The organism is Limnohabitans sp. (assembly GCF_031539175.1).
GTDB lineage: Bacteria > Pseudomonadota > Gammaproteobacteria > Burkholderiales > Burkholderiaceae_C > Limnohabitans.
Genome location: NZ_JAVKLQ010000007.1, coordinates 107,713 through 127,599, shown reverse-complemented (window position 1 = coordinate 127,599; position 19,887 = coordinate 107,713). Strand labels below are relative to the sequence as shown.

The 19,887-nt window shown below is 59.3% G+C and carries 23 protein-coding genes; 11 read left to right on the top strand and 12 right to left on the bottom strand.

The features are described from left to right. Position 1: 1 nt before the first annotated feature. The 4 genes from RMS95_RS01995 to RMS95_RS01980 all read right to left on the bottom strand — a co-directional run bounded on the left by RMS95_RS01995 (position 2) and on the right by RMS95_RS01980 (position 4,124). Complete coding sequence (locus RMS95_RS01995; protein ID WP_310643125.1) at positions 2-487, bottom strand: tripartite tricarboxylate transporter TctB family protein; 486 nt, start codon at positions 485-487, stop codon at positions 2-4. Positions 488-603: 116 nt separating this feature from the next. Continuing rightward, entirely contained in the window at positions 604-1,368 is a 765-nt protein-coding gene (locus RMS95_RS01990; protein WP_310643124.1) for a spermidine synthase, read from the bottom strand. Positions 1,369-1,380: 12 nt separating this feature from the next. Then, complete coding sequence (recJ, locus tag RMS95_RS01985; RefSeq protein ID WP_310643122.1) at positions 1,381-3,090, bottom strand: single-stranded-DNA-specific exonuclease RecJ; 1,710 nt, start codon at positions 3,088-3,090, stop codon at positions 1,381-1,383. A gap of 5 nt (positions 3,091-3,095) precedes the next feature. After that, on the bottom strand, positions 3,096-4,124 hold the full coding sequence (locus RMS95_RS01980; protein WP_310643121.1) for a phosphoglycerate mutase: 1,029 nt from the start codon (positions 4,122-4,124) through the stop codon (positions 3,096-3,098). Positions 4,125-4,177: 53 nt separating this feature from the next. On the opposite strand from RMS95_RS01980, the gene RMS95_RS01975 reads away from it, so the two are divergent. The 3 genes from RMS95_RS01975 (at position 4,178) to RMS95_RS01965 (ending at position 6,574) form a co-directional block, all read left to right on the top strand. Then, entirely contained in the window at positions 4,178-5,449 is a 1,272-nt protein-coding gene (locus tag RMS95_RS01975) for a lipoprotein-releasing ABC transporter permease subunit (RefSeq protein WP_310643119.1), read from the top strand. Then, complete coding sequence (gene lolD / locus RMS95_RS01970; protein ID WP_310643117.1) at positions 5,442-6,152, top strand: lipoprotein-releasing ABC transporter ATP-binding protein LolD; 711 nt, start codon at positions 5,442-5,444, stop codon at positions 6,150-6,152. The genes RMS95_RS01975 and lolD overlap by 8 nt, the downstream gene beginning before the upstream one ends. A gap of 77 nt (positions 6,153-6,229) precedes the next feature. Then, entirely contained in the window at positions 6,230-6,574 is a 345-nt protein-coding gene (locus tag RMS95_RS01965; protein WP_310643115.1) for a J domain-containing protein, read from the top strand. Between the two features lie 18 nt (positions 6,575-6,592). Here the strand turns inward: RMS95_RS01965 and nhaR are convergent, their stop codons facing one another. Beyond that, positions 6,593-7,489, bottom strand: a complete 897-nt coding sequence (gene nhaR, locus RMS95_RS01960) for a transcriptional activator NhaR (protein ID WP_310643114.1) — start codon at positions 7,487-7,489, stop codon at positions 6,593-6,595. A 130-nt stretch (positions 7,490-7,619) separates the two neighbouring features. Here nhaR and RMS95_RS01955 point away from each other — a divergent pair, with 130 nt between their 5' ends. From RMS95_RS01955 to RMS95_RS01920, 8 genes are all read left to right on the top strand, one after another. Next, positions 7,620-8,150 (top strand): Rrf2 family transcriptional regulator, encoded by a 531-nt coding sequence (locus RMS95_RS01955; protein ID WP_310643113.1) that lies wholly within the window; start codon positions 7,620-7,622, stop codon positions 8,148-8,150. A gap of 83 nt (positions 8,151-8,233) precedes the next feature. Further along, positions 8,234-9,067 (top strand): TatD family hydrolase, encoded by an 834-nt coding sequence (locus RMS95_RS01950; RefSeq protein WP_310643111.1) that lies wholly within the window; start codon positions 8,234-8,236, stop codon positions 9,065-9,067. After that, a complete protein-coding gene (locus RMS95_RS01945) occupies positions 9,064-9,921 on the top strand; it encodes a 3',5'-nucleoside bisphosphate phosphatase (protein ID WP_405023347.1) in 858 nt (285 codons plus the stop codon). The genes RMS95_RS01950 and RMS95_RS01945 overlap by 4 nt, the downstream gene beginning before the upstream one ends. Further along, a complete protein-coding gene (locus tag RMS95_RS01940) occupies positions 9,921-10,808 on the top strand; it encodes a DMT family transporter (protein ID WP_310643108.1) in 888 nt (295 codons plus the stop codon). The genes RMS95_RS01945 and RMS95_RS01940 overlap by 1 nt, the downstream gene beginning before the upstream one ends. Positions 10,809-10,814: 6 nt before the next feature. Beyond that, on the top strand, positions 10,815-11,450 hold the full coding sequence (locus tag RMS95_RS01935; protein WP_310643105.1) for an L-threonylcarbamoyladenylate synthase: 636 nt from the start codon (positions 10,815-10,817) through the stop codon (positions 11,448-11,450). A gap of 46 nt (positions 11,451-11,496) precedes the next feature. After that, positions 11,497-12,168: a site-2 protease family protein gene (locus RMS95_RS01930; RefSeq protein ID WP_310643103.1), complete on the top strand. Its 672-nt coding sequence runs from the start codon at positions 11,497-11,499 to the stop codon at positions 12,166-12,168. Positions 12,169-12,171: 3 nt separating this feature from the next. Beyond that, complete coding sequence (locus tag RMS95_RS01925; RefSeq protein ID WP_310643101.1) at positions 12,172-13,368, top strand: tryptophan--tRNA ligase; 1,197 nt, start codon at positions 12,172-12,174, stop codon at positions 13,366-13,368. Positions 13,369-13,391: 23 nt separating this feature from the next. After that, complete coding sequence (locus RMS95_RS01920) at positions 13,392-13,982, top strand: response regulator transcription factor (protein WP_310643099.1); 591 nt, start codon at positions 13,392-13,394, stop codon at positions 13,980-13,982. Between the two features lie 125 nt (positions 13,983-14,107). Here RMS95_RS01920 and ccmI read toward each other — a convergent pair whose 3' ends face one another. From ccmI to ccmC, 7 genes are read right to left on the bottom strand one after another with little or no spacing between them, the layout of a single operon-like run. After that, positions 14,108-15,427 (bottom strand): c-type cytochrome biogenesis protein CcmI, encoded by a 1,320-nt coding sequence (gene ccmI / locus RMS95_RS01915; RefSeq protein ID WP_310643097.1) that lies wholly within the window; start codon positions 15,425-15,427, stop codon positions 14,108-14,110. A 1-nt stretch (position 15,428) separates the two neighbouring features. Continuing rightward, positions 15,429-15,950, bottom strand: a complete 522-nt coding sequence (locus RMS95_RS01910) for a cytochrome c-type biogenesis protein (protein ID WP_310643095.1) — start codon at positions 15,948-15,950, stop codon at positions 15,429-15,431. Continuing rightward, entirely contained in the window at positions 15,947-16,525 is a 579-nt protein-coding gene (locus RMS95_RS01905; protein ID WP_310643093.1) for a DsbE family thiol:disulfide interchange protein, read from the bottom strand. Before RMS95_RS01905 ends, RMS95_RS01910 begins: the two co-directional genes overlap by 4 nt. An 18-nt stretch (positions 16,526-16,543) precedes the next feature. After that, entirely contained in the window at positions 16,544-18,463 is a 1,920-nt protein-coding gene (locus tag RMS95_RS01900; protein ID WP_310643091.1) for a heme lyase CcmF/NrfE family subunit, read from the bottom strand. 7 nt (positions 18,464-18,470) lie between these two features. After that, entirely contained in the window at positions 18,471-18,923 is a 453-nt protein-coding gene (gene ccmE, locus RMS95_RS01895; protein WP_310643089.1) for a cytochrome c maturation protein CcmE, read from the bottom strand. Next, a complete protein-coding gene (gene ccmD, locus RMS95_RS01890) occupies positions 18,923-19,114 on the bottom strand; it encodes a heme exporter protein CcmD (RefSeq protein ID WP_310643087.1) in 192 nt (63 codons plus the stop codon). The genes ccmE and ccmD overlap by 1 nt, the downstream gene beginning before the upstream one ends. After that, a complete protein-coding gene (gene ccmC / locus RMS95_RS01885; RefSeq protein WP_310643086.1) occupies positions 19,111-19,884 on the bottom strand; it encodes a heme ABC transporter permease CcmC in 774 nt (257 codons plus the stop codon). Before ccmC ends, ccmD begins: the two co-directional genes overlap by 4 nt. Positions 19,885-19,887 lie beyond the last annotated feature (3 nt).

Here is a 19,887-nt window from a genome sequence, read left to right as displayed (position 1 = left end):
CTCAACCAGTGATGAAGGTGGGCCACACAGGCATCTGCAATTTCAGCAGCACGATGAAAGCCAAGTAGCTGCCCACCGACAAGATCGTGGCCAGAATCAGCACTTCTTTGAGCACGAAGGTCTCACCGGCTTTGCTGGCGATGATGACCAAGGCAAAAATCGCCATGATCAAGCCCATCGCAGGCAGGCCAATGCTGGGCAAGCCACCCAACAAAATACCGAAGGCCACGTTGGCACCCAGCACGTAGCCGATGGGTTTCCAAGCAAATTTGCCCACTTTGTCGCCATCTTCTGTGTGCTCGACCAACGAGTAAAACATGATGAAAGCGCCCAGCACAGCCAAAGCGATGCCCAGCAACAGCGGGAAGTAGCCAGGGCCCATGCGAGCGCCAGTACCGACCGTGTAGTTAGTGGCGCCCCAGGCAAAACCACCACCGACCAGTGCGAACATCAGGCCGGAGAAAAAGTCTTTTTGACTTTTGATCATTTCGTCTCCTCAAACAAAACTGCGAAAGTGCGCAAATTGTGAAGGGCTAAAGCCTGACGAATGATGTGGGTTCCACCTACGTTAGAAACCTGAGAGACAAGGGGTAAACCCTATATTCATGCGGGTTTCAAGGGTTTGAAGACCCGCAACCACTTGGTCGCGGGCAGCGATGGCCAGCGGGCTTGAATGGCTTCGGCACGGGCCATCAGCTCGGGACGTTTGACCGATGTGGGCGTGCGTTGGGCCAACACAATGGTGTTGCCCTCGCGCGTGGGTTTGAACGCCCAGAGCGCGTCGGCACCAAAAGCCGCCGCCATCTTTTCCACGCTTTGCGCAAAACTGGAGCTGCGTCCAAACAAGTTGACGGTCATGCAACCCTCGTCGGTCAACAGTTGGCGGCAATCGGCGTAAAACTCGGCACTGTCGAGCACAGGCGACGCCGCTTCGTGGTCGTACAGATCGACCTGCAAGGCGTCAATCTGACCGCGCCAGTGGTCGTGCTTGGCCACCTCGGCGGCGTCGCCCAACACCACTTGCAGCTTGGCGCTGTCGGCGGGCAGCTTGAACCACAGGCGGCAGGCGGCCACGACTTGCGGGTTGATCTCAATCGCGGTGGTTTTCATGCGCAATTGCTTGAACGAGAACTTGGTCAACGCCGCCGAGCCCAAGCCCAATTGCATGGCGTGGCGCCTGCCCACTTGGTCGATGTCCACGAACAACAGCCACGCCATCATGCGTTGCACGTATTCAAGGTCAATGTCAAAAGGCTTTTCAATGTTCATCGAGCCTTGCACCCACGGGGTGCCCAAATGCAGATAACGGGTGTCGCCGTAATCAGAGAAATTGACTTCGGGGAGTTGGAGTTTTTTCTTGGTCGCCATGCTGTTCTTTCGTTACTCGGCCATGCCTTCAATCACAAAGCGCACGCGCTTGTTGCCTTGCCATTCATCGGCTTCGAGGCGAAAGGCCAGATGCGCTACAGAGGGCAGCGGATCAACGCGACCAAACCAAATGCCATCGACAGGCTGACCTTGGTGGCGCAGCTTCAGGGCCAAATGTTTTTCACCCACCAAACGTTGCCCCAACACCTCGATGTTTTCGCTGAAAGTGGGCGGTGCAAAACCTTGGCCCCACACCTCGCGGGCCAGCGTGTCGGCCAGCTCGGGGCGGCGGTACTCGGGCAGCAAAGGGCCGTCGGTTTCTAAGCAGCGTTGCAAGGTGGCCGCGTCCAGCCACTCGGCGGCGACTTGCTGCAGGGCTTCTTCAAAGGTGGCGAGGTTGTCCTCTTCCAAGGTGCAGCCTGCCGCCATGGCGTGCCCGCCAAAGCGCAGCAACACGCCGGGGTGACGCTTGGCCACCAAGTCCAGCGCATCGCGCAAATGAAAGCCGGGAATGGAGCGGCCCGAACCTTTGAGCTCATGCCCCTTGCCTGCCGCTTGGCTGGGCGCGAACACAAACGTGGGACGGTGGTGCAAATCTTTGAGCTTGGAGGCGACGATGCCCACCACGCCTTCGTGGAAGTCGGGGTCAAACACGCACAAGGCGGAGGGCGGTTCCTCTTCGGGGTCGAACATTTCTTGTGCGAGTTCAAGCGCTTGTTCGCGCATGTCGCCTTCAATCTCGCGGCGTTCGCGGTTGATGCGGTCGAGCTGGGTGGCCAAGTCGGTGGCACGGCCTACATCGTCGGTGGTGAGGCACTCAATGCCCAGCGTCATGTCGGACAAGCGGCCTGCCGCATTGATGCGCGGCCCCAGCGCAAAGCCAAAATCTTGCGACGTGCAGGTGGCGCTTTGACGGCCTGAGGCGACAAACAAAGCACTCATGCCAGCGGGCATTTGCCCTTTGCGTACACGCGCCAAACCTTGCGCCACCAAACGGCGGTTGTTGGCATCGAGTTTGACCACGTCGGCCACCGTCCCCAAAGCCACCAAGGGCAGCAAGGTGTCGAGCTTGGGCTGCTGCTCGGCAGTGAACACGCCGCGCTTGCGCAGTTCCGCGCGCAGCACCAACAGCACATAAAACATCACCCCCACACCGGCGAGCGACTTGCTCTCGAACGTGCAACCCGGTTGGTTGGGGTTGACGATGGCATCGGCCTCGGGCAGCACAGCGGCTGGCAAATGGTGGTCGGTCACCAGCACTTGCAAGCCCAAGGCACGCGCAGTAGCGACGCCGTCGACGCTGGCAATGCCGTTGTCCACCGTGATCAACACATCGGCGCCGCTGGCTTTGACGCGCTCGGCAATCGGCGGCGTGAGGCCGTAGCCGTCGACCACGCGGTCGGGCACGATGTAGCTCACCTGACGCGCGCCCAGCAAGCGCAGGCCGCGCACCGCGACGGCACAGGCGGTGGCGCCATCGCAGTCATAGTCGGCCACGATGCAGAGCTTTTTGTTGGCGGCCATCGCATCGGCCAGCAACACGGCGGCAGCTTCGATGCCCTTCAAACTGGTGGGTGGCAGCAAGTGCGCCAGCGCCACGTCAAGGGTGGTGGCTTGGCTGATGCCACGCGCGGCATACAAACGCGCCAGCAAGGGGTGAACACCCGCTTGCTCAAGCGCCCAAATGCTGCGGGGCGGCATGTCACGGGGAATGAATTGCATGAGGCTCAATCTTTCAAGGGCGCAACGGCCAACACGGTGTCTAAAGAAATGGGGGCGAAGCGCTGACGCAGGCGTTGCCAAAGGCTGGGCGCAGCGCTGTCGTAGACCTGAAATTCATGCTCACCGCACAGCACCAAGCGCTGAGGCTCACCCGCTGCCACGCGCGCCAGCAAGGGGGCGATGACCTCGGCATCCACGCTGTGCCACGCCTCCAACCAACCGATGAAGTCTTGCTGCAAGGCGCTGCTGCGCAGGGTCTGCACCACGGTGGGTGCGGGGTACGCCAGCGGCTTTGCGGCAGATGACGCGTCAACGCTGGCCGCCTTGGCGTCAATGGGCAAGGTGCCCGTGCCATGCACCCAAAATGAGTTGATGGTCAAACGGCGGTGGTCGTTGACGGGGTGGGTGTAGAGCAACATTTGCATTTCGTTTTGCAAACGACGCACCAGCTGTGCCGCGGGGCTCAAACGCTCCGCCCCGGTTTCGCAGCCCACCAGCCACGGATCGATGTTGCGGCCAATCACGCGGTCCAAACTCGCCGTGCGCAGGTCAGCAAACAAGGGCGAACGCGCCAGCCATTGGCCGGGTTTGTAGGGCAATAAGTCGATGCCGTCTTCCGCAAAAAACGGCTGCATCGCGTTGAACAAGACAGCATCGGTGTCGGCGTCCAGCGCCAAATGCACGGGATCGCCCAAGGTCACTTGGCCGTTACTGACGTGCCAATTGCACAAACTGATGAACGCCCAATCGCCGCGCTCCGGCGCCGCTTGCGCCGCCCACGGCAAACCTCCATCCACCAGCGGCCAACCCACGGCGTGGGCCCAAGCTCGCTCGTGCGGGGGCGTCAAGGTGGCCAGCAAAGGGTCAACGGGCGCGTCAACCGCGACCCCCACGCGTTGCGACTGCATCAACCATTGACGCAGGTGAGGCAACGCTTGCTGGGCCAAGACGCCGGCTTCTGGGCCTTGGGCCGACCAAAGCGAAAACGGCAGCAGCGTGGTGGGGCGCGGGGAATCAAACATCTCAAAGGGCATGGGGCTGATTGTCCGTGATGGGCAGCCCAGCCAGTGACACAATCACGCTCGTCATGAACAGCACTTCCTCCAAACTCCCTTACGAGCTTCTCATTGGCTGGCGCTACACGCGTGCGGGTCGAGTGGCGGGGCGCAACGGCTTTATTTCCTTCATCTCGGGCGTGTCGATGCTGGGCATCGCGCTGGGCGTGGCGGCCCTCATCATCGTGTTGAGCGTGATGAACGGCTTTCAAAAAGAAGTGCGCGACCGCATGCTGGCCGTCGTCGCCCACATTGAATTGCTCTCCACAAGTGGCGAAGGCTTTGCCGATGTGAATGCGGTCATGGCCCAAGCCAAGCGCAACGCCTCTGTCGTGGCCGCAGCGCCGTTTGTGGCGCAACAAGCCCTGATGGCGCGTGGCGACGACATGCGCGGCGCCTTGGTGCGCGGCATTGAGCCCGAACTCGAAACCCAAGTGACCGACTTCACCCTGCAATTGCCCCCCGACGTACGCGGTGCTTTGACAGAGGGCAGCTTCAACGTGGTGCTGGGCGGGGAATTGGCCCATGCCTTGGGCGTGCGCGTGGGCGACCGCGTGACGCTGGTGGCCCCCGGTGGCCAAGTGACACCTGCGGGCGTCATGCCACGCTTAAAGCAACTCAACGTGGCCGGCCTGTTCGACTCCGGCCATTACGAATACGACGCCACCTTGGTGCTGATGCACATCGAGGATGCGCAACGCATCTTCCGCCTCGAGTCGCCCAGCGGCGTGCGACTGAAACTCCAAGACGGCCAACAGGCTCGGGGCGTGGCCAGCGAATTGGCCGTCAGCTTCGGCCCTGAAGTGATCGTGCGCGATTGGACCCGCCAAAACCGCACCTGGTTTGCAGCGGTGCAGGTGGAAAAACGCATGATGTTCATCATCCTCACCCTGATCGTGGCCGTGGCAGCGTTCAACCTCGTCACCACGCTGGTGATGACCGTGACCGACAAACGCGCCGACATCGCCATCTTGCGCACCTTAGGCGCCAGCCCGCGCAGCATCATGGGTATTTTTGTGGTGCAAGGCGCGACGGTGGGCGTGATGGGCACTTTGGGCGGATTGCTGCTGGGGCTGGGCGTGGCCTGCAACATCGACGTGATCGTGCCGGCCATTGAAAACGCGCTAGGCGCCAGCTTTTTGCCGCGTGACATTTACCTCATCAGCCGCATGCCCAGCGACCCACAAGCTGCCGACATTTGGCCCATCGCCTTGATTTCGTTGGCCATGGCTTTTGTGGCCACGATTTACCCGAGCTGGCGTGCCAGCCGCATCAACCCCGCACAAGCGCTGCGCTATGAATGACACCCCGCGCACCATGAACGCTTCGACCACCCCAGCCGTGTTGACGGCCCGCAACCTGAGCCGCCGTTTCACGGAAGGCCCCTTGGATGTGACGGTGCTGCAAAACATTCACCTCGACATCCATGCGGGCGAAACCGTGGCCATCGTCGGCACCTCGGGCTCGGGCAAAAGCACCTTGCTGCATGTGTTGGGCGGTCTGGACACGCCAAGCACGGGGCGTGTCTCGCTGATGGGCCACGATTTACAGGGCCTGAGTGCCGCCGAACTGGGTGATTTGCGCAACCAGCATTTGGGCTTTGTCTACCAGTTTCACCACCTGTTGCCCGAGTTCACCGCGCTCGACAACGTGGCCATGCCACTGTGGATTCGCCGCATGGACCGTGCAGCTGCCAGCGCTCAAGCGCAAGCCATGTTGGAGGCCGTGGGCTTGGGCGCACGTTTACACCACCGCCCCTCCGAGTTGTCGGGCGGCGAACGCCAGCGCGTCGCCATCGCACGCGCCTTGGTCACCCGCCCTGCCTGCGTACTGGCCGACGAGCCCACAGGCAACCTCGACCGCCACACCGCCGACCAAGTGTTCGAACTGATGCTGCAATTGGCCCGCGACCAAGGCACCGCCTTTGTGCTGGTCACCCACGATGCGAGCTTGGCCGCTCGCTGCGACCGACAGCTGCAACTCAGCCTTGGTCAGCTGTCTGGATAAAGCTTTCAAATAGATTCATTTGAATTTATTTAATATTTAGTACTACTTAAAGATATTTTTAGTGTCTAATTCGTCTCATGGACGGATTCAAAGACTTGTATGCAGTGCTGGGCGTGGCCCCGACGGCAGCCCCCGAGGTCATTCGGGCGGCTTACCGTGCATTGGCACTGCGTCACCACCCCGACCGCCATGCACACAGCGCGATAGACGGCTCGGTGATGGCTGAGCTGAACAAAGCGTACGACGTCTTGTCGTGCCCCGAAAGTCGACGTGTTTACGACCAAGGCCACCAACGTGCGCAGTTGGCCTCAGCCTCAGAGCGCGGCCATGCGTACCTCAACCAAGCACTCAACAGGGATCCCACGACGCCGATGGTGCTGACCACTTACGACCGACGGGGTCGTTTGCACGCCTACGCTTAAGCCGGTTGGCGCACAGCATCAGCCATTGAACAAACGCCCACGCGCGTTTTGCGTGATAGCGGCCACACACGGATGGCTGATGCGTCGCTCCACCGACACCGCAAAAAACTCCTCCACCAGCTCCTCGGTGCGACCCAACACCTCAACGCCATAGTGCGCCACGGTTTCATCCTCCAGCACACTGGGCGACATGAACACGCCCCGCCCCTCTCGTCCAAAGGCAGTCATCAAAGCGCCATCGTCAAACTCCCCCACCACACGCGGCTGCAGATGGTGTTTGGCGAGCCAGCCTTCTAACTGCTGACGCACCGACGATGCGGCCCCCTGAATCAACATGGGCGCGTTGTGCAGGCATTGCGGAAACTCCCCTTGCAGCGTGGCTCTGAGCGTAGGCGTGCAAAAAAAGCTCATTGGGGTGGTGCCCAAGGCATGGTTGAACGCTTTGACGCTGATGCGCCTTGACAGCGGTTCATCGGCAATCACCAAGTCGAGACGGTGCAGGGCCAATTGCGCCAACAAATCGGGAAACTTGCCTTCGCTGCCGATCAGCCGCACGGGTTGTGCGATCGACATCGCAGGCTCCAACAAGCGGTACGCCACAGACTTGGCCACCGAATCGGCCACGCCCACCCGAAAATCCAAGGTTCGCATGTCGTTGCCCGCTTGACGCATGGCATTTTGAAGCTCGGCGCCGAGGTTAAAAATGCCATCGGCGTAGCCCAACGCGGTGCGACCATCGTCGGTCAACTCCAGCTGGCGACCGCTCTTGCGAAACAACTGCCGCCCCAAGCTGTCTTCGAGCAGCTTGATCTGACCGGACAAGGTTTGAGGCGTGGTGTGCAGCTGCTCACCCGCACGCATCACCCCCCCTGCACGGGCCGTGACCCAAAAATAGTAAAGGTGCTTGAAATTCATACCGAGTGTTTTGATTATTCGTTTTTAACGAAGTAATTAAACCAAAAAAACGAATTTACACGAAGTGTTTTCAGGCCTAGAGTTCAGCCATCGGGTATTTCTTGCCCGCGATCGAACAAAGGAGTTTGAGATGCGTTTAAGTACCAAAAGCAGATTTGCCGTCACCGCCATGATCGATGTGGCTTTGCGCGAGGCCCAAGGGCCCGTCGCCTTGGCCGCCATCAGCGCGCGTCAGCACATTTCACTGTCCTATCTGGAACAGTTGTTCAGCAAGTTGCGCAAATATGAATTGGTGGAAAGCACACGCGGCCCCGGCGGCGGCTACACCTTGGCGCGTGCCGCCCAAAGCATCAGCGTGGCAGACATCATCAGCGCGGTCGATGCTGACGCCAACAACGCCCCAGACCAACAAAAGGACGCCGATGGCAGCAGCCTGCTCACCCACGACCTGTGGAACAACCTGAACCAGAAAATGGTGGACCACTTGTCCTCTATCACCTTGCGTCAATTGATGACCGAATCGTTGGCCAAAGGCGCGAATGTCGAAGCACGCCCAGCCAGCAAGCGCGGTATTTTTGCGCAACGCAACGATGGTGCTTTCAAAGTGAAGGCCCCCAACTCGGTGTTCGCGTTGGGCGCGGCCCTGGCCACATCACGCTGAGCATCGCGCACAGACGCGAGGCGTGACACACCACGCCTTCGCGCAGATCCGCCCGTTTCAGCGAGTTTGGTACGCTGTGCCACATGCCTTCATGGATCGACACGCACTGCCACCTCGACGCCGCCGAATTTGATGCCGACCGCAGCGCGGTCCGCGAACGTGCGCACCAAGCAGGGGTGGCGCACTGCGTGATACCTGCCGTGGCCGCGGCCAATTTTGAAACTGTGCGCGACTTAGCCCATGCCCAAGGGGACCATTACGCCTTGGGCATTCACCCGCTCTACACACCGCAAGCCACGCCAGAGCACTTGGACCAACTCGACGCCGCCTTGCACGCCAACCGAGATGACCCCCATTTGGTCGCGGTGGGTGAAATTGGCTTGGATGGGTTTGTGCCCAGCCTCAACACGCCAGAAGCTTGGGCGCAGCAACGGTGGTTTTACCAAGCACAACTCGAACTCGCCCAACGCCACCAGCTGCCCGTGATCTTGCATGTGCGTCGCTCGGCAGATTGGCTGCTGCAGGGTTTGCGCAAAACACGCGTGACGGGCGGCATTGCCCACGCTTTCAACGGCAGCCTGCAACAAGCCCAAACGTTCATCACCATGGGTTTCAAGCTGGGGTTTGGCGGGGCCTTGACTTACGAACGGGCCTTGCAATTGCGCCGCCTAGCGACGGAACTGCCCCTGTCGGCGCTGGTGCTCGAAACAGATGCGCCTGACATTCCCCCACACTGGCTCTATGCCACGGCTGAACAACGTGCGGGGGGCACTGCCCAAGGCCGCAACGAGCCCGCCGAGTTGCCACGCATTGCCCAAGTTTTGGCTGCGTTACGCGGCATGTCGTTGAGCGAACTGGCGGCTGTCACCACCGCGAATGCACGTGTCGCCTTGCCGCGCCTACAATGGAAAACGTGAGTACTTCTATCTTGAACGCCGATCTGCACTGTCACTCTGTGATGTCCGACGGCACCCTGACCCCCGAACAACTCGCCGCGCGCGCCAAGGCCAACGGCGTCGAGTTGTGGTCCTTGACCGACCACGACGAAATCAGTGGTCAAGCGCGTGCCATCGCCGCCGCCCAAGCGCAAGACATGAAATACCTCACAGGTACCGAAATCTCGGTCACCTTTGCCAACAAAACCGTGCACATCGTGGGTTTAGGCTTTGATCACACCAACTCGGACTTGATCGACGGTCTTTACAAAACACGCGGTGGCCGCAGCGAACGCGCCCAAGAAATGGCCGAAGGTTTGGCCAAAGTGGGCATCCACGGTGCTTATGAAGGGGCGCTCAAGTTTGTGGGCAACCCCGAGCTGATTTCACGCACCCACTTTGCACGCTTTTTGGTCGAAAGCGGCGCCTGCCAAGACACCCACGAGGTGTTTCGCAATTACCTGACCGAAGGCAAACCCGGTTTTGTGCCTCACCGCTGGGCCACGCTCAAAAACGCGGTGCAGTGGATCACCCAAGCCCAAGGCATGGCGGTGATCGCACACCCGGGTCGGTACGACTTCACGGCCAACGAAGAGTACGCCTTGTTCACCGAATTCAAAGCCTATGGCGGCCAAGGGGTTGAAGTGGTGACGGGCAGTCACACCGTGCCTGAATATGTGGAATACGCCGACATGGCCCGTGAATTCGACCTGTTCGCCTCACGCGGCAGCGATTTTCACAGCCCCGACGAAAGCCGCATCGACTTGGGCACCTTGCCTTGGTTGCCGGGCCAACTCAGCCCCGTCTGGGACGCGCTGGCGCACCGGATTCAGTGATGAAACGTCCCGCACACGGCGCCTTTGCAGGCATGACTTACGCCGTGATCGCCATGGCCTGTTTTGCGGTGCTCGACACCACCAACAAATTTTTGATAGCCAGCGTGCCTTTGCTGATGGTGCTGTGGTTTCGCTACACCTTCCAAGCGGTGGCGACCACCGCGGTGATGTGGCCACGTCGTGGCATGGGCATGTTTCAAACCGGCAGCTTCAAGCTGCAAATGCTGCGTGGGTTGCTGCTGCTCATTTGCAGCGTGCTGGGCTTTGCCAGCTTGCAGCGCATGCCTGTGGCTGAATTCAGCGCCATTGCCATGCTGACCCCGCTTGCCGTCACATTTTTGGCGCGTTTTGTGATGAAAGAACATGTCTCGCGCTTGCGCTGGCTGTTTGTGATGGGCGGCTTAGCCGGCGCGCTGTTGATCGTGCGCCCAGGCGGCAGCATGGACACCAGCGCCGCTTGGTTACCGTTGACCATGGTGGTGGCCTACGCCAGCTTTCAAACCTTGACCAGCCACATGGCCAAGACCGAAAGCCCCGTCACCATGCACATCTACACGGGCTGGGTAGGCTTTGCCATCGCGTCAGTTTTGGTGTTGAGCGCTTGGACCACCGATCTCACGCAGACCCAATGGCTGCTGATGTGCCTGATTGGCTTTGCGGGCACCTTGGGCCACTACTTGTTGATCATCGCTTTCTCCAAAGCGCCAGCGGCCAGCGTGACGCCTTTTCTGTACAGCAGCATTGGGTTTGCCACGCTGGGTGGCTGGTTGGTGTTTGCCTACGTGCCCGACCGCATTGCCATGTTGGGCATGCTGCTGATTGCCTTGTGCGGCTTAGGCGCAGGCTGGCTCAGCCAGCGCGAACATGCCCGCGCCCACCGAATTTGAGTTGGCATGGCTCAGTTTCTTCAAGTTCATCCTGACAACCCGCAGCCACGCTTGCTCAAACAAGCCGTGACTTTGCTGGAGCGCGGCGGTGTGCTGGCCGTTCCCACCGACTCTAGCTATGCCTTGGTGTGCCACTTGGACGACAAAGCGGCCGTAGAACACCTACGTCGCATTCGCCAAGTCGATGACAAACACCACCTGACCTTGATGTGTCGCGACTTGTCCGAACTGGCCAACTACGCCAAAGTCGACAACCGGCAATACCGCTTGCTCAAAGCCGCCACGCCTGGCGCCTACACCTTCATTTTGGAAGCCACCAAAGAAGTGCCACGGCGTGTCAGCCACCCACAGCGCAAAACCATTGGTCTGCGCGTGCCACTGAACCGCACCTTGCTCGACTTGTTGGCATTGCACGGCGCACCACTGCTGGCCACCACCTTGATCCCACCCGGCGACACCGAGCCCTTGAACGACGCCGAAGACATTCGTGACCGCTTTGAACACGAGCTGGCCGCCGTCATCGACGCAGGCGCCTGCGCACTAGAACCCACCACCGTGGTCGACTTGACAGCCATGGACGGCGGCGGTGACCCTGAGGTCATTCGCCAAGGACGCGGAACTTTAGACGTTTTAGGCCTGTGAGGCCGCATAAACAGGGCCTTTAGGCTTTCAATGCGACAATAGTTCCGTGAATTTTCCTGATCTGATTCAAACCATTTTGATTTACGCCTTGCCCGTGGTCTTTGCCATCACGTTGCATGAGGCAGCGCATGGTTACGTGGCACATCGATTGGGTGACAACACGGCGTGGATGATGGGCCGCGTGACCCTCAACCCGTTTCCGCACATCGACCCCATGGGCACCTTGGTGATGCCTGTGATCTTGTTTTTAGCCACAGGCGGTCACTTTTTGTTTGGCTATGCCCGCCCTGTGCCCGTGCGCTTTAGCAACCTCAATCACCCCAAACGCGACATGATTTGGGTGGCGTTGGCAGGCCCAGCCTCCAACTTGGTCCAAGCGCTGCTTTGGGGCGTGGTGTTGTACGCCTTGGCAGGTGCAGGCGTGCAAGAACGTTTCTTTTTAGAAGTCGCCAAAGCAGGCATCAAAGTCAATGCGGTGATGTTTGCCTTCAACCTATTTCCTTTGCCCCCGCTGGATGGCGGGCGCATCTTGGTCGGCCTGCTGCCTTGGAAACAAGCCCTGTGGCTGTCCAAGATCGAACCTTGGGGCTTTTACATCGTCATGGCCTTGGTGGTGATGGGCTTCATCAACACCTTTTGGATGGCGCCCTTGATGACGCTGACATTTGAACTCTTGAGCGTGTTGCTCAGTCCCCTCGAATTTTTACTGAAGTCCTAATCCATGAAAGAACGCGTTCTCTCCGGCATGCGCCCCACCGGCGCCTTGCACTTGGGCCATTACCACGGCGCTTTGAAAAACTGGGTGCGTTTGCAATCCGAGATGGATTGCTTCTATTTCGTGGCCGATTGGCACGCCCTCACCACGCATTACGAAAGTCGCGAGGTGATCGAGAAGAATGTGTACGAAATGGTCATCGACTGGCTGGCGGTCGGCCTAGACCCCAACCAATGCACCATCTTTTTGCAAAGTCGCCTGCCTGAACACGCCGAATTGTTCACACTCTTGGCCATGGGCACACCACTCGGCTGGCTGGAGCGCGTGCCCACTTACAAAGACCAGCAAGAAAAACTCAAAGACAAAGACCTCGCCACCTACGGCTTCTTGGGCTATCCGCTGCTGCAAGCCGCCGATATCTTGATGTACAAGGCCAAATACGTGCCTGTCGGCGAAGACCAATCGAGCCACGTCGAACTGACCCGCGAAGCCGCTCGCCGCTTCAACCACCTCTACGGCCGCGAAACCAATGCTGAAGCCAAAGTGCAAGTCAGTTTGGCCAAATTACCCAAAGACAGCGTCAAACGTTTCGAAAAAGCACGCAAAACCTACCAAGAAACAGGCGATGCCAAAGCCGCAGAAGGTGCACTAGGCTATTTGGCCTCTGCGCCAGAACTCGACAGCCAAGACCGTGAGCGCTTGGAAGGCTATTTCAAAGGCACAGGCAAAGTCATCTTGCCCGAACCACAAGCCCTGTTGACCGAAGCCAGCAAGTTGCCCGGCCTAGATGGCGCCAAGATGAGCAAAAGCTACAACAACTCGATTGCCATCCGAGAAGACCGTGCCACGCTGGAACACAAAGTCAAGCGCATGCCCACCGATCCCGCTCGCGTCAAACGCACCGACGTGGGCAACCCCGACAAATGCCCCGTGTGGCAATTCCACATCGTCTATTCAGACGAAAACCAACGCCAATGGGTGACGCAAGGCTGTAAAACAGCAGGTATTGGTTGCTTAGAATGTAAGCAACCCATCATTGATGCCATCCTGCGCGAGCAGCAGCCCATGCTGGAACGTGCCGAACCGTACATTGCAAACCCTAAAATCGTCCGTGATATCGTTGATGCAGGCACAGAAAAAGCCCGCATCACGGCGCGCGAGACCATGCGCGATGTCCGTGACGCCATGGGGCTAAACTACTAAGATATTTGTTGGAGTAATAAAAAATGAGTTTGTACATCATCGACGACCATCCTTTGGTTCGCCAAGCGATCGCCATGCTATTGCGTCGCATGCGCCCCGCCTCCAAGGTTGTTGAATTGGAAAAGTTCAGCGAACTGCAAGCTGCCATCATCAAAAACGGTGAGCCCGAGTTGTTTGTGCTCGATCTGTTGTTGCCAGGCGTCAAAGGCACGAGCGCTGTGCGCGAAGTCAAAACGATGTACGGCGATATTCCATTGGTGGTGATTTCCTCCATGCCCGCTGGCGAAGCAGAAGAGACCTGCATTGAGGCCGGCGCCGATTTGTACCTCGAAAAATCTACCCCAGCTCCCGAAATTTCGTCGGCTATTCAAGGTTTGTTTGCTGCCGAAGGCGGCGATGAAGAAACCGTGGTGGTGGGTGAGACCAAGTTGTCCAAGCGTCAAAAGCAACTCATCGTCATGCTGGACCGTGGCTTGAGCAACCGCGACATTGCCGCCGAACTCGAAATCAGCGAACACACCGTGAAGGTTCACTTGTGGCGCCTGTTCCGTCGTTTGGACGTGAAGAGCCGCACACAAACCCTGCACTTTGCACGCCAGCACGGCTTGCTGTAAGTTGCGCTAGGTTGTCCATGAGGTGACGCATTCACCTCAGGTCAAAAAAATCCCCGCTCCGGCCAAAAAGCCGCAGCGGGGATTTTTTATGGGCTCACCCCCTTGAGGGGGTTCGCTTGTTCAGTTCAAGGCTGGATGTCTTTGGCGATCAACTTCAGGTCGTGACTGCCCAGCTTGACGGGACTCACGCTGCCCATGATGTCACCCGCTTGTGGCACAGCTTGACCACTCATGGACACCCGCACCCGCACCGTCACTTCGGGCAGACCGGAAAGCTTGGCGCTCGGGTTCATGGCGGTGCTGTCGTCTAGCACAAAATCAAAGGGCAAGGCAGCGACCGTGGTGCGCACAATCGCGACGGGCATGCGTGAGCCATTGACGGCGGTGGCATACACAAACACGGTGTCTTGAGGGCCCGCTTTGCCGGCCAACTCAGGCGCCAAACTCACACGGCCGCGAATTTGCGCCTGAGGCCCACCAACGCTGGGCGAGGTTTTCAAAGCGGCGTTCGGTGCAGCAGGCGCCATGCCCAACTTGTCGCGAGCCTCAGCAATGGCACGGTCGAGCTCGGGAGCATCGGGCGAATCGGCAGCAACCACCTCACGGGCCCGCTCCCAAAAGCGCAAAGCAGCGCTGTAGTTCGATTCGGTGTACGAGGCACTGCCTGCCAAAAACAAGCCGCTGAGGTGGCGCGGATCAGCCTTCAGCACGCGCTGAATGATGGCCCAAGGCTCGCCCGCAAAATTGCCCGCGTTTTGCTGCGCGAGCACCTCGGCCAAATCTATCGCCAAGTTGTCGTCTTGGCTCAAAGCCAAGGCCTTGCGCAGGGATTGACCCGAAGGCTCGAATTGACCCAAGGCACGTTGCACGCGCGCCAGCATGACCCAACCTTCCACGTTGTTGGGCTCGTCTTCCAAACGGCGGCTCAAAGCGGCGGCCATGGTGGCGAGTTTTTCAGGCGTGACCTCGGCTTCTTTGCTCACGCCCTGCTTCAAAGCCAAGGGGTCCAACGCTTCGGGTTGCCCCAACAGGCCGTACATCACCAATGACAACACCGGCACCAACACGATCAAGGCCGTCAACCCAACCCAAGGTTGGCGCGGGGCAAATACAGCCGTCGCACCACCTGACGTCCCACGATCTGAGGCATCAGCGTCAGCCTCTGCAGGCCCCACATCGTCGAGCAAACGCTGGCTCAACTCATCGCGGGCGATCTGCAACTCTGAGTCATTCAAATTGCCCAAGGCGTGCTCACGCTCCAACTCCAGCAGCTGATCGCGGTAGACGGCAGCGTTGGCCAACGCGGGGTTATCGCGGGCTGCGTCACGCGCCTGCAAGGCCAACGCACCGGCTTGCGCACCACGCCACAGGGCCACGCACAGCACCACCAACACGACGGCAATCAGGCCGACGGCCAAGACGATAAAGGTCAAAGCAGGGTTCACATCAAGCCTTCAAAATTTTCTGCGCACGTGCACGATCTGCATCGCTCAAAGGCGCGGGCTGCACCTGCTGGCGACGTTGGCGCAAATAAACGCCCATCAACACCGCAGCGACCAACAGCAACAAAAAGGGGCCAAACCACAGCACCCAAGTCAAGGGTTTGACTTCGGGGCGATACAGCACAAAGTCACCGTAGCGGGCCACCAAAAAGTCTTTCACTTCTTGGTCGGTTTTACCTTGACGAATCAAGTCGCGCACTTCGCGTCGTAAGTCGTCCGCCAACTCGGCGTGCGATGACGCCAAGGACTCGTTTTGGCACACCAAACAACGCAACTCTTGCGAAATATCGACCAAGCGGGCTTCCAACTTGGGGTCATCGGCCAAAGGCGCAGCCTCACGAACTGGGGCTGGCGCGAGGATGGGCTTGGGCGCTTGAGGCGACACAATCTGCGCCGAAGCCGTCGTCGCACACATGGCAACGGCAGCCGAAACCAGCCAAAGCTTCACAGAAAAAACGTAGGTCATGATTTGTTCAGCGCCTCAATCAGGGGCAAGATTTTGTCGGCCAGCAACTGGGGCGTGACCACGCCCACGCGCTTGTAGCGGATGACGCCCTGCTTGTCGATGATGTAGGTCTCAGGCACGCCGTAAACGCCGTAGTTGATGCCCACGCGCCCGTCCAAATCCATCACCGAGGTGACGTAAGGGTTGCCATGGCGCTTGAGCCACACCACGCTGCGCTCACGCGCCACTTGCAGCTTCACCTCGTCCGATGCTTTGGCGGCGGCATCTTGGGGCTGAATTTCTTTGTAGCTCAAGCCCACGATGGGCACGCTGTTTTTTTGCGCAAAAGCGACCAGCACCGGATGCTCTTCACGACACGCGACACACCACGTGGCCCACACATTGAACATCCACACCTGCCCCAGCATGTCCTTGGGGGAAAACTTGGCGTCTCCCGCCAGCGTCGGCAGGCTGAACTCAGGCGCAGACTTGTTCACCAACGGCGATGGAATTTCGCGAGGGTCCAGCTTCAAGCCGACCGCCAAAAACACCACCAAACCAAAGAACAAGACCAAAGGAATCAGAAATTTTTTCATAACGATCGGACCTGCGGTTTATTTGCGATAGCGACGGTCCACCGCCGCCAACACGCCGCCCAACACCATCAGCAACACCCCGGCCCACAACCAAGGCACAAAGGGTTTGAAATACACACGCACACTCCACTCGGTGCGCGTGTCGTTCAGCGGTTCGCCGAGCGAGACATACAAATCACGCATGAAGCCCGAATCAATGGCGGCCTCGGTCATCGGCATGGCCGACGAAAAATAGCGGCGCTTCTCAGGCTGCAACACTTCCAGCAACTGGCCATCTCGCAACACTTCCACATCGGCGCGGGTGGCTTTGTAATTGGGCCCCATCACCTCATCGAGCGACTTCAAGCGGAAGGTGTAGGGCGCGATGGTCACCACATCGTTCACATGCATGCGCACATCGCGCTCAACTTCATAAGACTTCACGCCCGTCACGCCGACCACCAACACGGCCATGCCAAAGTGGGCGATTTGCTGCCCCCAGAAGGACGCGCCAATGCGACCAGGCTTGCGCACACGCTCAAGCACTTGCTGCAAGGTGCCCAAGGCCACCCAAGCACCGAGGAAAAGGCCTAAGGCCGCGCCCCAAGTCCAAGCGCCCCACACAAACGGCAAGCCCAGCCCCAAGGCGACGGCGCCCAACGCCGTCCAGCGCAATTTGTAGGCGATATCACCCACTTGGGCATCGCGCCAACGCGCCACCGAACCGGGGATGATCAAGAAGACAGCGGGCACCAGCAGTGGCGCAAACACCGCATTGAAATACGGGGGTCCCACCGACAACTTGCCCAAATTCAAGGCATCAATGACCAGCGGGTAAATCGTGCCCAACAACACCGCCGCCGTGGCCACGACCAGCAACACGCTGTTGGCCAACAAAAACGACTCACGCGACACCAACTCCATGCGCCCACCCAAGGTGACACGCGGCGCGCGCCAAGCAAACAACGTGAGCGACGAGCCCACGACCACGGCCAAAAACAGCAACACAAACACACCGCGCTTGGGGTCGGTGGCAAAGGCATGCACCGACGTCAGCACGCCTGAGCGAACCAAGAACGTGCCCAGCAACGACAAAGAAAACGCCGCAATGGCCAACAACACCGTCCACGCTTTGAAGCTGCCGCGCTTCTCGGTCGCCATCAGCGAGTGAATCAAGGCCGTGGCCACCAACCAAGGCATGAGTGAGGCGTTTTCAACAGGGTCCCAGAACCACCAGCCGCCCCATCCCAACTCGTAATAGGCCCACCACGAGCCCAAGCCAATGCCAAAGGTCAAAAAAGCCCACGCAATCACCGTCCAAGGGCGCGACCAGCGGGCCCATGCTGCGTCTAAACGACCGCTTAACAAGGCCGCCACCGCGAAGGCAAACGCCACCGACATGCCCACGTAGCCCATGTAGAGCATGGGCGGGTGAATCACCAAACCGGGGTCTTGCAACAAGGGGTTCAAGTCGCGACCGTCCATGGCCGCAGGCAGCAAACGCTCAAAGGGATTAGACGTGGTCAAGATGAACAACAAAAAGCCCACTGAAATCAGGCCCAACACGCCCAACACGCGGGCCACCATGTCCAGCGGCAAGCTGCGCGAGAACAAAGCCACCGCCACCGACCACAGCGTGAGCATCAGCACCCACAGCAACAGCGAGCCTTCATGGCCGCCCCACACGGCCGCAAACTGGTAGGGCTTGGGCAGCAACGAGTTGGAATGCTGCGAGACGTAGAGCACCGAAAAATCATTGCTCAAAAACGACGTGGCCAATGCGCCAAACGCAAAAGCGACCAATGCAAACTGCAAGGCCGCCGCAGGACGTGCGAGCGATTGCAAACTAATTTGGGTTTGTGGATTGGCGACAAAAGTACCGGTGAGGGGCAAGACGCCCTGCACCAAGGCCACCACCGTGGCCAACATCAATGCGAAATTACCTAGCTCTGGAATCATGGGGGGCTCACGGGTTGGTTTTGACCGACTGAGCGGCTTTGGCAGCGGCCGCCTGATCCAGCGCATGCTTGGCCTCGGGCGGCATGTAGTTTTCATCGTGCTTGGCCAACACTTCGCTGGCCACAAACACGCCGTCATCGCCCAATTTGCCTTGCGACACCACGCCACGGCCCTCTTTGAACAAGTCGGGCAACAAGCCCACGAACGTGACCTGCATTTCTTTTTCAGTGTCGGTGATGACAAAACGCACGCTGTTGCCCTCACGCACCAAGCTGCCCTCCTTCACCATGCCGCCGGCACGGAAGGTGCGGCCCTTGGGCGCCTCGCCGTTGCTGACTTGTGTGGGGGTGAAGAAAAACACCAAATTACTCTGGAACGCGTTCAGCACAAAGGCCGCTGCCGCGCACAGCACCACGATGCCGCCCACGATCAATGCCAAGCGTTTGGTTCTGGGTTTCATCACATCAATTCCTCAACAGGCAACTGGGCCACGGCTTGCTCGGCACGCAATTGCGTCAACACGGCGCGACGGGCTGCACCGGCTTGCCAAACTTCAAAAGCCATCAATGCGGCGGTCACGCCCACGCTGCCCCACACATACACGGCGTAACCGCCCATGGCCCAAAACTGCGACCAGCTGTCCCACCTCATGCTGCGGCTCCGGTTGTGTTTGCGACTTCGGGCAACGCTTGCACCCAAGCCGTATGGCTTTCACGCTGCAAAATCAGCGTGCGCACGCGGTACAGCACCAGCGCCACGGTGTAGGCCCAAAAGGCCAAGGCCATGAGCAACATGCTCCACAACATGATTTGGGCCATGCTCGGGGCTTGCGTGACCGAGACCGACGCGCCTTGGTGCAAGGTGTTCCACCATTTCACCGAAAAGTAAATGATGGGCACGTTGATGGCGCCCACGATGGCGATCAATGCGCCCGCACGGTCGCTGCGACGGGTGTCGTCAATGGCCGAGGTCAAGGCGATGTAGCCCAAATACAAAAAGAAAAGAATCAGCTCTGAGGTGAGCCGCGCATCCCACACCCACCACGCGCCCCACATGGGCTTGCCCCACAGCGCCCCCGTCCACAACGACAAGAAGGCAAACAATGCGCCCGTGGGCGCCAAAGCGCGGGTCATCATGCCGGCCAAACGGGTATTGAAAGTCAGACCCAACACGCTCCAAAACGCCATGGCTAAGTAAATGACCATCGACATCCAAGACGCCGGCACGTGCACAAAGATGATGCGGTAGCCCTCGCCTTGTTGAAAGTCAGTGGGCGCCACCGCAAAGCCCAGCCACAACCCCGCCAAGCCCAGCAAGGTGCCCAATGCCGCGCACCAAGGCCAGAGCTTGGCCGCTAACCCATAAAAGGTTTGCGGTGCAGCGTAATAAAACCAGTTGATGCTGGTGCGGGAGGTCGTCATGTC